General features: G+C 66.7%; 12 protein-coding genes and 1 riboswitch. Of the genes, 2 read left to right on the plus strand and 10 right to left on the minus strand.

The window, feature by feature from the left end; translation table 11 throughout:
* Positions 1 to 18 precede the first annotated feature (18 nt).
* The 9 genes from ASC91_RS22705 to ASC91_RS22745 all read right to left on the minus strand — a co-directional run bounded on the left by ASC91_RS22705 (position 19) and on the right by ASC91_RS22745 (position 8,063).
* Positions 19 to 1,329, minus strand: coding sequence for a prepilin-type N-terminal cleavage/methylation domain-containing protein (locus ASC91_RS22705; protein ID WP_056202324.1), 1,311 nt, complete (start codon positions 1,327 to 1,329; stop codon positions 19 to 21).
* Between the two features lie 2 nt (positions 1,330 to 1,331).
* On the minus strand, positions 1,332 to 2,663 hold the full coding sequence (locus tag ASC91_RS22710) for a PilX N-terminal domain-containing pilus assembly protein (protein ID WP_162247844.1): 1,332 nt from the start codon (positions 2,661 to 2,663) through the stop codon (positions 1,332 to 1,334).
* The gene (locus ASC91_RS22715) at positions 2,660 to 3,397 is read right to left on the minus strand and encodes a PilW family protein (protein ID WP_157281970.1); all 738 of its coding nucleotides are present in this window, start codon (positions 3,395 to 3,397) and stop codon (positions 2,660 to 2,662) included. The genes ASC91_RS22710 and ASC91_RS22715 overlap by 4 nt, the downstream gene beginning before the upstream one ends.
* On the minus strand, positions 3,391 to 3,999 hold the full coding sequence (locus tag ASC91_RS22720) for a Tfp pilus assembly protein FimT/FimU (RefSeq protein ID WP_162247845.1): 609 nt from the start codon (positions 3,997 to 3,999) through the stop codon (positions 3,391 to 3,393). Before ASC91_RS22720 ends, ASC91_RS22715 begins: the two co-directional genes overlap by 7 nt.
* Before the next feature lie 2 nt (positions 4,000 to 4,001).
* Positions 4,002 to 4,556 (minus strand): type IV pilin protein, encoded by a 555-nt coding sequence (locus tag ASC91_RS22725; RefSeq protein WP_082532928.1) that lies wholly within the window; start codon positions 4,554 to 4,556, stop codon positions 4,002 to 4,004.
* A 33-nt stretch (positions 4,557 to 4,589) separates the two neighbouring features.
* The gene (locus tag ASC91_RS22730) at positions 4,590 to 5,141 is read right to left on the minus strand and encodes a GspH/FimT family pseudopilin (RefSeq protein ID WP_056202335.1); all 552 of its coding nucleotides are present in this window, start codon (positions 5,139 to 5,141) and stop codon (positions 4,590 to 4,592) included.
* Positions 5,142 to 5,298: 157 nt separating this feature from the next.
* Positions 5,299 to 5,742 carry a transcriptional regulator NrdR gene (nrdR, locus tag ASC91_RS22735; protein WP_056202338.1) on the minus strand — a complete coding sequence of 148 codons (444 nt, stop codon included), beginning with the start codon at positions 5,740 to 5,742 and terminating at the stop codon, positions 5,299 to 5,301.
* A gap of 11 nt (positions 5,743 to 5,753) precedes the next feature.
* Entirely contained in the window at positions 5,754 to 7,007 is a 1,254-nt protein-coding gene (glyA, locus tag ASC91_RS22740) for a serine hydroxymethyltransferase (protein WP_056202341.1), read from the minus strand.
* A 59-nt stretch (positions 7,008 to 7,066) separates the two neighbouring features.
* Positions 7,067 to 7,192, minus strand: a riboswitch (ZMP/ZTP riboswitch).
* 19 nt (positions 7,193 to 7,211) lie between these two features.
* The gene (locus tag ASC91_RS22745) at positions 7,212 to 8,063 is read right to left on the minus strand and encodes a lytic transglycosylase domain-containing protein (protein WP_056202343.1); all 852 of its coding nucleotides are present in this window, start codon (positions 8,061 to 8,063) and stop codon (positions 7,212 to 7,214) included.
* A 219-nt stretch (positions 8,064 to 8,282) separates the two neighbouring features.
* On the opposite strand from ASC91_RS22745, the gene ubiD reads away from it, so the two are divergent.
* A complete protein-coding gene (ubiD, locus tag ASC91_RS22750) occupies positions 8,283 to 9,821 on the plus strand; it encodes a 4-hydroxy-3-polyprenylbenzoate decarboxylase (RefSeq protein WP_056202345.1) in 1,539 nt (512 codons plus the stop codon).
* A gap of 160 nt (positions 9,822 to 9,981) precedes the next feature.
* Here ubiD and ASC91_RS22755 read toward each other — a convergent pair whose 3' ends face one another.
* Positions 9,982 to 10,770, minus strand: a complete 789-nt coding sequence (locus ASC91_RS22755) for a YdcF family protein (RefSeq protein ID WP_162247846.1) — start codon at positions 10,768 to 10,770, stop codon at positions 9,982 to 9,984.
* Between the two features lie 37 nt (positions 10,771 to 10,807).
* On the opposite strand from ASC91_RS22755, the gene ASC91_RS22760 reads away from it, so the two are divergent.
* Positions 10,808 to 14,260 (plus strand): DUF748 domain-containing protein, encoded by a 3,453-nt coding sequence (locus ASC91_RS22760; protein WP_082532930.1) that lies wholly within the window; start codon positions 10,808 to 10,810, stop codon positions 14,258 to 14,260.
* Positions 14,261 to 14,264 lie beyond the last annotated feature (4 nt).

Genomic DNA, 14,264 nt, shown 5'->3' on the forward strand with positions numbered 1-14,264 from the left:
GGCCCGCCAACGCGGCGGCTAAGGTCCAGGGGCAGGCTGCAGCTGGATGGTCGAGTAGTCGGCGAAGACGCCGGCACTTGGATTCACCGCTGGCGCAGTCGGGCAGTCAAGGTCGCCGCGGATGACCAGGAAGTTCTGGCGTGCCAGGGATCCCGTCACCTTGCCATAGACCTCGGGATGCTCTTCGTTCTCCAACGCCTTCAAGTCGGTCGTGAACCTGCTGCCGTTGCCGTTGTAGTCGGCGCTGTAGCGGCAGACGCGGTATTCGGATGCGGTGGTGCCGATGGTGATGCCCGTCAGTTCAAGCTTGCCAGCCCAGAGTTTGGTGGTGGTATCGGGGTAGACGATGCAGTTGTAGGTGACGAAGGGCTGGGCGCTTGGCGACGTGGTGGGGGCATCGTCGAAGCAGTCTGGCGCCGGTGTCGGCGCCGAGGCGGTGAACGTGTCCAGCACCATGCTGCCACCGCTCATTACCGGCGCGCCGTTGACGAGTTGTGGCAATGAATAGCTGCCGCCAGTGATAGCCAGTCCCAGGTCGATGGCCGTGCCACCGGGGGCGCTCGGGTTGGGCGGGTTGCTATTGGAGAAACGGATCACGCCGCTGAGCAAATAGCCGACCCTCGCGCCGTTTTTGCAGCCTTCGACAGCGGCGGCCGTCAGTGCGGACAGCACCGTGTTGATGGGAAGGTTGCACGTCCCGGTGATGACGCCGGTCACGTTGTTGAAGATCCAGATATTGGTCGGCGTGTTATTTGGAGAGAATGCGCTGATCTTGCCGTCCAGTTGCTTGGCTCCCGGCGGGATGAGGGGGCTGCGGCCCGAGGGCTGGGTCACGGGGCCTGCCGGCGGTGTGAAGCCCACGGCCGCACTGAAGAGCGGATCCACAGCGGCGACGACCGTGTCCAGGTTGACGAACTGCGGGTCGCCAGCGCGGTCGGTCCAGGCCACGCTGACGCGGACATGCCTGGCGCCAGCCAACTGCGTGACCAGGCGCTCAATGCTGTAGGTGGTGTTCGAGTCCGCCGGCGTGAGCGGCGTTGCCGCCTGGGCGCTGATATCGCTATAGGCCGGTGTCGCGGCTGGCGTCGCCGCGGTCCGCGTCACCGTCGTGAAGGTTTTCAACGTGGCCATCTCGGCGCGGGCGATGCGCATGGCCTCGCTGCGTTGCTTGGCCAGGTCGGCGCCCCGGCGCAGATTGCTCATCAGTCCGACGAGGGCGAGCATGCCGAAGGACATCACCAGCAAGGCCACCAGGGCCTCGATCAGCGTGACGCCGCGCTGGCGGCGCGAGGCGCGGCGGGAAGTTTGGGAGTGCAAGGACTTGAGCATCGTCAAATTCCGTAGGTCCCGTCGATCCAGCCACCTGAAACGCGGGCGTAGCTGCCCAGGCGGTTGCGCAACTCGTTCGCAATGGACTGCTGGTAGATGATGTCCATCTGGCCCGTTGTGGTCATTTGACCCTGGACCACCACCATGCCCGTGACCTGCGAGGCCCCTGCGGTGTTGTTCGTCCAGGTCAGGTCCCCGAGGACGACCAGCATGCCGTTCAGTTGCATGGGGCCAGTGAGGGCCACGTCGCCGTACACGACGAGCACGACCGGTGCAGCCGCCGTGCCGATGGTGACATCGGAGCTGATGGCCATGTCGCCGCTGACAGTCAGGATGCGCTTGCCGGCGTTGACGGCGTCGACGAGCGCCGTGCCGCAATCGACCGCGCAGGTCACGGCGCGTGCGGCAGGGTGGTTGAGATATCGGCTCGGCGCCATGCCCATGAAGTTGCGGAAGAACTTGATGTTGCCTTCGGTGGTGTTACCCAGGTTCTGTAGAGAGGTGTCGCCGAAGACCCGCGCCTGATCCGGCGGCGTACCCGGTACGCTGTCCATGCGATCGTCATTCAGCGTCGGCGCCAAGCCACCGGAGACGACGAGCAGGCCGCCCGAGCGCGGGTCGGTGTTGTGCAGGCCCAGGCCGCCGCTGCCTGCGGTCGTCAGGTTGCCCTTGACCGTCAACGGTGCGGCCGGCGAGGAAGGCACCGCTGCAATGAAGGCGATGGCGGTGTTCTGCAGCACCGTGGCCGCCGCCCGCTGGCTGCGGGCCTCGGTGTTGGCACTGACGCAGTTGTCGACGCTGCTGTCGGTGCACCCATAGGCTGACAACAGGAAGCTGCCGTAATGGGTGGCGGCGTCCGTGCCCAAGGCGATGCCGAAGCTTGGGATCAGGGCGCCTGCGAGGGCCGTGCTGGGTTGGGCCGTGCGGCTAGCGGGTGCCGGGCAGCGGCAGACCAGACCCGTGTCGGTCGAGGAGCAATCGACGACAAGGTTGAGGTTGGAAGGGGTCGGGAGCTTGCTCGTGACGGCACGATCGGCGGCCGAGACATTGAGGTATTTGTCGACAAAGCGCGTACCGCCCGTGGCGACCGTGGCGCAGTTGTCGTCGATGCCCGTGCCATTGAGCATGGCCACGGACCACTCCACGCCTGCTTCGGCCATTTCCTGAGCCATGCTGGCGCGGTAATAGCTGCCGGAGATGCGCTGCTCGAACATCAGGTTGCGGTTGGCATAGGCGGCCAGCAGGGCCATGACCAGGAAAAGCACCATGACCACGACCAGCGTGGCGGCACCGCGCTGGGGCCGTGCGAAATGCATGAAAGGTTCTTGCTTCATGCTGGGCATTCCCCACTGATGTCGTCGGCGCGAATCTTTTCGCTGACCGTCAGCGTACGGACGACGCTGGGATCGGCCCTGGCGACCGCCCGGATCGTGAAATTGACGGTTCTCAAGGACTGGGTCGGGCAGGTTCCCGCCGACGTGCAGGACGGGTCGCAGAGATCGTCAAGAGGAATCTGCTGCGTCACGATGTTGGCTGCGAAATTCGTGATCCTGACGACGTTCGGATCGGTGATGGGCTGCCAGTTGTGAGCGCCGTTGGCTAGCAGGCCCAGCGCAATGGAGAGTGTCTCGTCTTCCAACTTGACGCCGAATTGCTCGTTGCCTGAGACGATGTTGCTCACGTTCAGAATGCCGTTGGCCTTCTTCGCATAGCGGTAAAAGAGATCGCTGCCGCCAGCGGTGGTCTGGGTCAATGCGGTGTAAGGGCTGGAGGCGGCTTCCTTGGCCGGCGTTGCGCCCGCGTTGCGCTCGGGCTCCCAGACCCCCTTTGAAGGCAGGCCGCGGTAACCCGCCCGGCGCATGTCCTGCTGCAGCAGGTCGGCGGCGATCCGCAGGTCCTGTTGCATCTGCACTTCCAGCATCAGGCGCCGATGTTCGTTGATCTGCCGCGTGGCCACGACGGCCGCGCCGGCGGTGACGATCAGGCCGACCGTGATGCCCACCATCAATTCAACCAGACCCAACCCGCGTTGGGCTCGGTACGACTTGGTGCGTGCGGTATTCAGCATGACGCGTACCCACTCATCCTTTGAAACGGCTTGGCCTCGTTTCTTTCGGCCGGCGCAGACGGCGCGCAAACCCTGACACGCCCGATGCCATTCACCTCAATGCGCAGCGTGTAGCCTTTTCCCAGGCCCACCACGTCGACTTGGAAATTCCCAGTCTCCATCGTCATCTGATCGCGCGCGAATCGGATGTAGTTGTTGCCAGCGGCCCAGACACCCTCAGCATCGAACTGCACATGGGTTTTGGGCAACTGGAACAGGCGCAATGACCTGCCGCCTCCGGTGGGGCAAAGATTGTTCGCCGGATAGTGGCATCTGCAATTGTTGCCCCCCGCCGATGTCACGACCATCGCGCAGCTCATCGTCGCGTGCGGGTCGAATCGAACGAAAAGCAGAGAATTGGCCGCATTCGTTTCCGCCTTGGCGTAAGTCAATATGCCGGAAACCTCTTCGGCAGCGGCCGTCACCCGGCGCCTTTCCAGCAAATCGGCCATCGAAGGAATGGCCATCGCCAATATGACGCCGAGAACCGCCACGGCGACCATGATCTCGATCAGCGTCAGGCCGGATATCCGGGCCTTCAAGATGCGGACAGGGCTTCTCATGACTATCGAGGCCAGCATTCAGAGCCGGTGTCGCGATTCGTGCCGCTGTTGCTGGGGTCGCCTGTCGCCGAGTACTGGGGTGTAGCACCCACCAGGGTCACCGTCAGGGTCTTGCAGGTCAGATCCGTCGCCTGTTTGCCGCCAGCTATAGGGGTTGCCGTGGCGATGTAGCCGACGTCAAACCCCGGGGTTGCGCCGACGCCTGAGAGGCTGACGCTGTAAAGGGGCGTGATGCTGGCAATGTTCAAGTTCAGTGCGCTGAGGGTCGACGCGTAGGTGGCTGAATTGCTGCGGAAACGCTCCTGCGCCTGCATGACGGCGGTCAGCGCGGAGATGGCGTCTGCGCGGCGGGCACGCTGCATGTGCGAGGTGTAGGCGGGATAGGCAACTGCGGCGAGGATGCCGGCGATGGCCAGCGCGACCATCAGCTCGATCAAGGTGAAGCCACGGCGTCGCGAACGGGAACAGGTGCACATGGTCCGATTTTTTGGCAGTACGTCACAACGATCGGTAACGTCTTGGCCGCTCATCCGCCGAGTTGCGCCGCTGGTCGGCATCCACCATGAATGAAGGGGCGAATGAAACGGCCCTCAGGCGCACTTGGGCATGCCGCTGACTTTGTTCGTGCCCACGTAGCAACTGCGCACGCGGCCGGTGAGGGCCACGACCTGGCGGATGGATTGGCCGCCGCTCAGGCTGAGATCAATGCTGCCGGCCTGGGTGACCAGGCCTTGGAGGTACTGGAATTGCAGCGTCTCGGCGTTGCTGCTGAGGCGCACGGGCTGGGTCGTCGGCAGCCACTCGGCCTTGATGACCTGGCTGCTCGGCTTCTTGCAGGCGGCCTTGCCGCCAGCACAATCGCAGTCGTCCTTGGCGCCGATGTACATCACGTAGCAGGCGTTGGCGCCCTTGCCGCTGATGCGGAAGAAGACCGAGTCGCCCAGGCGGGCCGCTTCGCTGCGCGCCAGGCGCAGGTCGCTGGCCAGGGTGTCCGCGCTGACGCGCAGTTGCTGCTGCTGGCGCATCGTGCCCATGGCCGGCACGGCCTGGCCGAGCAGGGCGGCGCAGATGCCGACGCTGGCGCAGAGCTCCACGAGCGTGAAACCACGGTTGCTGCGACGGGTGTTGGCGGTGCGGTTCATGGTGCTTCCCTGGGTTCGTTGTTGATGGAACGAACTCTAGGAAGCGGGGCTCACCGCGTCTTTCACCCCAAAGGCGGAACGAAGAGGGATGGCGGGTGCCCCATCCCCCTGGTCTCCCCCTCATCTCCCCCCGCCGGGGGATAGGGTCAACCCGGTATCAGATCTCGCGGATCAGCTGCCGGAACTCGTCGACGTCCTCGAAGCTGCGGTATACCGACGCAAATCGCACGTAGGCGACCTTGTCGATGCGCTTGAGCTCGCGCATGACCAGCTCGCCCAGTCGCGTGGACGCGAGCTCGCGGGCGCCGCTGGCGAGCAGCTTCTCCTCGATGCGGTTGATGGCCGCATCGATCTGCTCGACGCTGACCGGCCGCTTGCGCAGGGCCAGCTGCATGGAGGCACGCAGCTTGGACGCGTCGAAATCGGCGCGCCGCCCATCTTTCTTGACGACCGATGGCATGGCGATGTCGGCCCGCTCATAGGTCGTGAAGCGCTTGTCGCAGGACAGGCAGCGGCGCCGGCGCCGGACGACGTCACCCTCATCCGACTCCCGGGTCTCGGCGACCTGGGTTTCGGTGTGAGAGCAGAACGGGCAGCGCATTGAGGCTCGACTTAGCCGCGGTAGACCGGGAAGGCGGCCGTCAGCGCCGCAACCTTCTCGCGCACGGCGGCCAGGTTGGCCTCGTCATGCGGCTTGTCCAGCACATCGGCGATCAGGTGGGCCGTCTGGCGCACCTGCTCCTCCTTGAAGCCGCGCGTCGTCATGGCCGGCGTGCCCAGGCGAATGCCGCTGGTGACCATGGGCTTTTGCGGGTCGTTGGGGATGCCGTTCTTGTTGCAGGTCATGTGGGCGGCGCCCAGGATGGCCTCGGCTTCCTTGCCCGTCAGGTTCTTGGGACGCAGGTCCACCAGCATGACGTGGCTCTCCGTGCCGCCGGAGACGATGCGCAGGCCGCGCTCGATCAGCGTGTCGGCCAGCACCTTGGCGTTCTTGACGACCTGCTCCTGGTAGACCTTGAACTCGGGCGTCAGGGCTTCCTTGAAGGCCACGGCCTTGCCGGCGATGACGTGCATCAGCGGGCCGCCCTGGATGCCGGGGAAGATGGCCGAGTTGATCTTCTTGGCGATCGCCTCGTCGTTCGTCAGGATGATGCCGCCGCGCGGGCCGCGCAGGCTCTTGTGCGTGGTGGACGTGACGACGTCGGCGTGGGGCAGAGGGTTGGGATAGACGCCCGCGGCGATCAGGCCGGCGTAGTGCGCCATGTCGACCATGAAGTAGGCGCCGATCTCCTTGGCGATCTTGCCGAAGCGCTCGAAGTCGATGCGCAGCGAGTAGGCCGAGGCGCCAGCGATGATCAGCTTGGGCTTCTTCTCGCGGGCCAGGGCTTCCATGGCGTCGTAGTCGATCGCTTCATTGGCGTCCAGGCCGTAGCTGATGACGTTGAACCACTTGCCGCTCATGTTCAGCGCCATGCCGTGGGTCAGGTGGCCGCCTTCGGCCAGGCTCATGCCCATGATGGTGTCGCCCGGCTGCAGCAGCGCGAAGAAGGCGCCTTGGTTGGCCTGCGAGCCGGAGTTGGGCTGCACGTTGGCGAATTCGGCGCCGAAGAGCTGCTTCAGGCGATCGATGGCGAGTTGCTCGACGACGTCGACGTACTCGCAGCCACCGTAGTAGCGCTTGCCGGGGTAGCCCTCGGCATACTTGTTGGTCAGCTGGCTGCCCTGGGCCTGCATGACGGCCGGCGAGGTGTAGTTCTCGCTGGCGATCAGCTCGATGTGGTCTTCCTGGCGGCGGTTCTCGTTCTGGACGGCGGTCCAGAGTTCGGGGTCGACCAAGGCGAGGGTGGAGGTGTTGCGGTCAAACATGCTGGTGTTTCCGAAGGTCAGGCGGTGAATCCCCGGCGGTCACGGCAGGCGTGATGTCCCAAGGCTGCCCAGGCGAACGGCTGATAGCGGTTGTCATGTCGACAGAGGACAGCCGCCTCACGCTCCCCGGTGGTGGCCCACCTCAGGTCAGCTAGTGACCCTGATCGCCAGTCGCGTGAATGCTCAGTGTATGTCAGCCGCGCCTCAGCGCAGCAGGGCCACCTGGGCGGAGTCGCCGGTCGAGGGGGCAGACGCCGCTTCGCGCACCAGCGGCCGGACGGTCGTCATGGTCGGCACCGTGCGGCCGGCCGCGACCGCCTTCAGCAGGTCGTGCTCGGCCAGCACGCGGCCCGCATAGCCTGTGTCCTCGGCCAGATTGGCCGCGCCGACGTAATAGCGCAGGCCCTCTTCCAGGCCGCCGGCGCGCTGGATGCATTCCTTCAAAACCTGCACGCCCACGCGCAGATTGGTGACCGGATCGAAGGCCGCCAACGTGCCGCCGAAGGCTTCGTACTTGTCGTCGTGCACGCGGGTCATGACCTGCATCAGGCCCTGGGCGCCAACGGCACTCTGCGCAAAAGGGTTGAAGCGCGACTCGATGGCCATGATGGCCAGGATCAACGTTGGCTCGACCTTGGCGCGCTGGCCCACGGCCCAGGCTTCCTGCACGAGGCGGCTGATGGGTTCCGGCGCCACGCTGTACCGGCGCGCCAGCCAATGGGCGACGGCGGCCTGCTGGCGGCTCAGCTCGCGGGGGTCGGTGGCGGTGGCGCGGGCAATGGCATCGGGCTCGGCCGACGCCATCAGGGTGTTGCCCTCGGCCTCGGCACGCGCTTCATGGCGCGCATTCAGCCAGCCGAGGGTGGCGGATTCCACTTTCTCACGCAGGCCGGCCTGGCTCGTGAACACCAGCAGCACCGACACCACGGCCAGCCCCAGCAGGGCCAGTGTGTTGTGGCTGACCACGAGCAGGCCGTTGCCGATGTCCTTGACGAACAGCGACGCCGAATCCCGCGTGTGGCGAGCCAGGCTGAACAGGTCTTGACGTGTCGTCATTCGACTCCTTGTGCCGCAACCCGCCTCAGGCTGCCTCGATGCGAAGCGGTCTGGGTGGGGCGACGGTGATAATTTCCCGGCCGATTGCTCTGGTCTGTGGCATCTCTGTGCCCGGAGGACCTGGCCGGTTGGGCTTCAGTAAAAACCCGAAGCGACGAATTTTACGAGGCGTAGATAACCAGTCAAGGTTGTTTTGCCTCTTCAAAACTACTTTTGGTTATGAAATACAGCGATCTGAGGGACTTCATCGCCGGCCTCGAAGGCCTCGGAGAGCTCAAGCGCGTGCGTGAAAAAGTCTCGCCGGTGCTGGAGATGACTGCCCTCAGCGACCGCGTGCTGCGGGCCGGCGGACCGGCCCTGCTGTTCGAGGCGCCGGCCGGGTTTTCCACCCCCGCCTTGACCAATCTTTTCGGGACAACGCGTCGCGTCGCACTCGGCATGGGCGCTGAGTCTCTGGCCGATTTGCGGGATGTCGGCCGGGTGCTCGCCAGCCTCAAGGAGCCCGACCCACCTAAGGGCCTGAAAGACGCCGGCAAACTGTTGCAGATGGCCAAGGCCCTGTGGGACATGAAGCCCGCCGTGCAGCGCCGCGCGGCCTGCCAGGAAGAGGTCATGGAGGGCAGCGACATCGACCTCGGCCGCCTGCCCATACAGACTTGCTGGCCGGACGACGCAGCCCCCCTGATCACGTGGGGTCTGGTCATCACCCGGGGGCCGACCCGCACCCGCCAGAACCTGGGCATCTACCGCCAACAGCTTATTTCCCCCCGCCAGGTCATCATGCGCTGGCTGGCGCACCGCGGTGGTGCGCTGGATTTCCGCGACCACGCGCTGGCCCATCCGGGCGAGCCGTTTCCGATCGCCGTGGCCCTCGGTGCCGATCCGGCCACCATCCTGGGCGCCGTCACGCCGGTGCCAGACAGCCTGTCCGAATATCAGTTCGCCGGCCTGCTGCGCGGCTCGCGTACTGAACTGGTCAATACCGGCGTGGGCAAGAACCAACCGCTTCAGGCACCGGCCTCGGCCGAGATCGTGCTGGAAGGCCACATCCCGCCTGCCGCACCCGGCTACACCGGCGTCAGCGAGCGCGGCGTGCCGCTGAAGGAAAAGGGCGGCTATCTGCACGCGCTGGAAGGCCCATTCGGCGACCACACCGGCTATTACAACGAGCAGGACTGGTTCCCCGTCTTCGAGATCTCTCGCCTGACCCAGCGCAAGAACCCGATCTACCACTCGACCTACACCGGCAAGCCGCCGGACGAGCCCGCCATCCTTGGCGTTGCGCTCAACGAGGTCTTCGTGCCCATCCTGCAAAAGCAGTTTCCCGAGATCGTTGACTTCTATCTGCCGCCTGAAGGCTGCAGCTATCGCATGGCCGTGGTATCCATCAAGAAGGCCTACCCCGGCCACGCCAAGCGGTTGATGTTCGGCATCTGGAGCTTCCTGCGCCAATTCATGTACACCAAGTTCATCGTCGTGGTCGACGACGACATCGACACGCGCAACTGGCAGGAAGTGATCTGGGCCATCACGACGCGCATGGACCCGGTGCGCGACACCACCCTGGTGGACAACACGCCCATCGACTACCTTGACTTCGCCTCACCGGTCAGCGGCCTGGGCGGCAAGATGGGGCTGGACGCGACCAACAAGTGGCCCGGCGAGACCAGCCGCGAATGGGGTCGCGGTATCAGCCTGCCGCCCGAGATCACGGCGCGGGCCGAGGCGCTATTCGGGCAACTCTTCTTGAAGCCCTGAGCGTGCTCGCCTACTGTTGAGATGCCTTTTGAGGCACAACCTCTGGCGCAATCCCTTGCGCGCCAGGAGCCCTTCGGCAAATCGCCGTGGAGCCCCAAGGTGGCATAGCCACCCACCCCGCCCGGCCTTAAAGCCCGGCGGGGTTTCTATTTGTGGCGCCTCATCGGCCCGCCCACCACGCCAAGGTCTCGTAGACCACATAGCGCACACGTGCAAAGCCCTCGACGGAGGGGCACCAGTCGTCAAAGCTGCTCAACGCGTCATCGCGCAGACCCATGGGGGCCGCCAGCATCGTCAGACCCAACGGTGCGGCCTCGGCCTCGAAGGCGCGCAGCGCGCGGCGCATGTGCGCCTCATGCGTGACCAGCACGACCTGTTTCACGCCCGCCTTCGCCAGCAGCGGCAGCGTGTGGGCGGCGTTCTCCCGCGTGTCCCGTGAACTGGCTTCGGCCCAGCGCAGTGGGAGGCCATAGTCCTGAGCCGCCACGCGGGCAATGATGTCGGCCTCGGGTTCGCGCAGTTCAGTCGCTGTCCAGCCGATACCGCCGGAAAAGGCCAGCGGCCAGCCGCTGCGCCGGGCAACCCAGACGCCATAGGCCAGGCGTTCGGCGGTGATGCGGGCCGGAGCACCAGCGGCGAACTCAGGCGCATGGCGCTTCACGCCGCCGCCCAGCACGAGCACCGCGCCGTCTGAGCGAGCGCGCAACGCGTCAATCCGGGCTGGCTCAAGAGCCGTGGGCAGCCCCACGGCCCGGCTCAGCAGTTCGCCCACCGCCTCGGTGGCCGACAGCCAGACGCCGATCAGCGCCAGGCCCAGCAACACCCCGCCCAGGCGCCGGCCTCGTTGGAGTCGCCAACCGCCCCAGGCCGCGAGCAGCAACAGGGGCGCTGGGGGCAGGGCGGCGGCAAGCAGCAACGTCTTGAAGCCTGAATAGTCGAGGGAGATCACCTGTGGCATCTTCGCCGACATCAATAATGCTTTTGCCGTGACAGTGACCTCCCGTTCCCCCGCCCGCCTCGCCCTCTGGACCATCGCCGCGCTGTCGGCCCTGGTCACCTTGCTGCTGCTGGTCGTGACATTGGCGCTACCCGGCTGGGTTACCGGCCGTGGCGCTGCACTGGCGAGCGAGGCCCTGGGCCGGCCGGTGACCGTCGAGGAGGCCAGTTTCCAGCCCTGGCGTCTGGCCCTGGTCATCGAAGGGCTGAGTATTGCCGGCGCCGACGCCGGGCAGCCACCGCTGTTCAAGCTGCAGAAATTGGACGCTGCCCTGTCGCTGCGCTCTCTGCTGCGCGGCCGTGCCGTCATCGAATCCGTGGCCTTGACCAAGCCCGAACTGCGCCTCGCCCGCGTGGCCGAGGGCCGCTATGACATCGACGACCTGATCCAGCGCTTTGCCGCCAAGCCCGGGGCGCCCGAGGAGCCGGACGCCGAGTTCGCCGTCTACAACATCGAGCTGGCCGACGGTCGCATCCTCTTCGACGACCGCCCGGTGCAGCGCAAGCACGAGCTGGCCGGCCTGCACCTGGCCCTGCCTTTCATGTCGACGCTGCCGGCCGACGTCAAGGTCAAGGTGCAGCCCCAGCTGAACGGCAAGCTCGACGGCGTCGCCTTCGACAGCCGCGCCGAGGCGCTGCCCTTTGACGACGACGTCAGTGCTCGTTTGTCCTTCAAATTTGCCGGGCTGGATCTCGCACCGCTGGCCGCCTATGTGCCTGCCAGCGCGCCCGTCCGACTGGCCGGCGGCAGGCTCGATGTCGACGTGGCGGTGGACTTTGCCGAGCGCCCCAAGCAGACGCCGGGTGTCAAGCTCAGTGGCCTCATCCAGCTGCACGAGCTGGCCCTGACCCAGCCCGACGGCCAGGCCCTGCTCGGCTTCAAGCGGCTGAGCCTGCCGCTCGCCGATGTGCAACCGCTGCGTCGACAGCTGGGCTTCGGCGCCATCCTGCTGGAGTCGCCCGATGCCTGGCTGCGCCCGCTGCCGGCAGGGTCAGGGTCTGGCGGCGTGTCCTCGCCAACTGCGGCCCCCTGGCAGTTCAGCCTTGCCGGGTTGGAAGTCAAGGAGGGTCGTTTCACTCTCAACAAGGGCCTGGCGCTAGAGGCCATCCAGATCAAGCTCGGCGCAGCCGCCTGGCCGTTGAAGTCGCCTGCCCAGCTCGACGCCAGCCTGCGCCTGGACCGGGCCACGCTGACGGCCCAGGCCAAGCTGTCGCCCGAGCTGCTGCAGGCTGATGCTGAGCTGGATGGCCTCGCCGTCGAGCGCCTGGCCGCCTGGCTGCCGTTGCCCAGCGGCGTACGGCTGGCCGCCGGCCTCTCCACCAAGGCTGGCCTCACCGTCACGAACCCGCTGGCCGAAGGCGCCGCCGACCGTGCCCAGCTGACCCTGGCCGAGCTGCGCATCAGCGACGCTCGCCTTGGCCTGCCCGGCGCGCCGCGGCTGGTGACGCTGGCCTCGGCCCAGCTCGACAAGGCCAGCGTCGAACCTGCCACGCACGCCATCACCCTCGGCACGCTGGCGCTGGACGCGCCGCGCGCTCTGCTCGCCCGCGAGCAGGGTGGCCGCTTGAACATCGCCGGCCTGCTGCCGCCTGACAGCGCCGCGTCCGCTGCCGGCCCGGCCTGGAAGGTGCAGCTTGCTGGCCTGACGGTCGAGCGCGGCGCACTGCGCTGGCAGGACGCCGCCGTGCCCGCAGGCGTCACGCCCGTGGCACTGACCGCCGAGCCGCTGCGCCTGCAGCTCGGCGCTCTGAGCTGGCCCGCCACAACGCCCGTGCAGGTGCAGATCACCACCCAACTCGCGGCCCTCGGCGCGAATGATCAGCCCATCGCCGCCAGCGCCGGCAGCCTGCAGTGGAGCGGCCGCGTCGGTATTGCGCCGCTCTCGGCCAGCGGCAGCCTTCAGGCCAAGGCCCTGCCGCTGCATCTGCTCAACGCCTACCTCGACCCGGCCTGGGGACTGCATCTGCAGCGCGCTGAGCTGGGGCTGAAGGCCGAAGTCACCGCCCAGCAGGCCGGCGGCGCCTGGACGGCCAACGTGGGCGGCGACGTGCGCGTCGGGCCGCTGGCGCTGCTGCAGACCCGCGTCGTCGAGGGCCTGCGCGTCGTCGGCGAAGACCTGCTGAGCTGGCAGGCACTGCAGCTCGACGGCCTCAAGCTCGCCCTGGCGCCGGGCGCGCCGCCACGCCTGGCCGTGAAGGACGCGCTGCTCGAAGACGCCTATGCCCGCCTGATCGTCAACGACCAGGGTCGCTTCAATCTGCGCGACATCGGCCCGGCGGAAGCGGCTGCAGCGCCCGCGCCAGCCGCATCGGCAGCGCAGCCGGAATTCGCCGCCGAACGCATCCGCGTCAACCGCGGCGTCGTCGATTTCAACGACCGCTTCGTGCGCCCCAACTACAGCGCCCGCCTGACCGAGCTGCAAGGCTCGCTGGGCGCCTTCTCGTCCACCAGCAGCGCGATGGCGCCGCTGACGCTGAAGGGCAAGGTCGCCGGCACCGGCCTGCTGGAGATCGACGGTCAGCTCAAACCGGGCGCACCACTGGCCATGGACATTGCCGCCAACGCGACCGACATCGAGCTGGCGCCGTTGTCGCCCTACGCCGCCAAATACGCCGGCTACGCCATCGAGCGCGGCAAGCTGTCGACCAAGCTGCGCTACAAGGTCGAGCCCGGCGGCCAGCTGGTGGCCAGCAACCAGATCATCCTGAACCAGCTGACCTTTGGCGAGCGCGTGGAGAGCCCTGACGCGACCTCGCTGCCGGTGCGCTTCGCCGTGGCGCTGCTGAAGGACGGCAACGGCGTCATCGACGTCAACCTGCCCGTCAGCGGCTCCCTGAACGATCCGGAGTTCAGCGTCGGCGGCCTGGTCTGGAAGCTCGTGCTCAATCTCATCGGCAAGGCGCTGACCTCGCCCTTCGCCCTGTTCAGCGGCAGCGACGCACCCGAGGAGGCCCAGATCGCCTTCGTGCCGGGTGGCGTCGAACTGGCCGACTCGACCAAGCTCGACCGCGTAGCCAAGCTGCTGGTCGACAAGCCCGGCGTGCAGCTGACGCTGACGGGCTGGGCCGGCATCGCCGCCGAAGGCCAGGCCTTGCGTGAACAGCGCCTGGCCAGTGCACTCAAAGCCGAAAACGCAACACCCGATGCCGCGCTCAAGCGCCTCTACCAGGCCAGCAAGCTGCCCAACAAGCCCAAGAACCTGCTCGGCCTGGCCAAGGATCTGCCGCCCGAGCAGATGCGCGGCCTGCTGCTGGGCAGCTACGCCATCGAAGACGAAACACTGCGCCAGCTGGCGGTGGCCCGCGCCACGGCGGTGCGCGATGCGCTGCTGGCCCGCGGCGCGCCCAATGCGCGCGTCTTTCTCGCCGCGCCCAAGCTCTGCGACCAGGGTTGCGATGAGACCTGGCGCCCCCATGTCGAGCTCTCCCTTGGCGCTCATTGAAGGT

Source organism: Pelomonas sp. Root1237 (genome assembly GCF_001425055.1).
Classification (GTDB): domain Bacteria; phylum Pseudomonadota; class Gammaproteobacteria; order Burkholderiales; family Burkholderiaceae_C; genus Pelomonas.

Excerpts from the sequence above, each read along its gene's own strand:
- ubiD (WP_056202345.1), top strand. The coding sequence starts at position 8,283 with ATGAAATACAGCGATCTGAGGGACTTCATCGCCGGCCTCGAAGGCCTC.
- nrdR (WP_056202338.1), bottom strand. The coding sequence starts at position 5,742 with ATGCGCTGCCCGTTCTGCTCTCACACCGAAACCCAGGTCGCCGAGACC.
- ASC91_RS22725 (WP_082532928.1), bottom strand. The coding sequence starts at position 4,556 with ATGCCGACCAGCGGCGCAACTCGGCGGATGAGCGGCCAAGACGTTACC.
- glyA (WP_056202341.1), bottom strand. The coding sequence starts at position 7,007 with ATGTTTGACCGCAACACCTCCACCCTCGCCTTGGTCGACCCCGAACTC.
- ASC91_RS22745 (WP_056202343.1), bottom strand. The coding sequence starts at position 8,063 with ATGACGACACGTCAAGACCTGTTCAGCCTGGCTCGCCACACGCGGGAT.
- ASC91_RS22730 (WP_056202335.1), bottom strand. The coding sequence starts at position 5,141 with ATGAACCGCACCGCCAACACCCGTCGCAGCAACCGTGGTTTCACGCTC.
- ASC91_RS22705 (WP_056202324.1), bottom strand. The coding sequence starts at position 1,329 with ATGCTCAAGTCCTTGCACTCCCAAACTTCCCGCCGCGCCTCGCGCCGC.
- ASC91_RS22715 (WP_157281970.1), bottom strand. The coding sequence starts at position 3,397 with ATGCTGAATACCGCACGCACCAAGTCGTACCGAGCCCAACGCGGGTTG.
- ASC91_RS22710 (WP_162247844.1), bottom strand. The coding sequence starts at position 2,663 with ATGAAGCAAGAACCTTTCATGCATTTCGCACGGCCCCAGCGCGGTGCC.
- ASC91_RS22720 (WP_162247845.1), bottom strand. The coding sequence starts at position 3,999 with ATGAGAAGCCCTGTCCGCATCTTGAAGGCCCGGATATCCGGCCTGACG.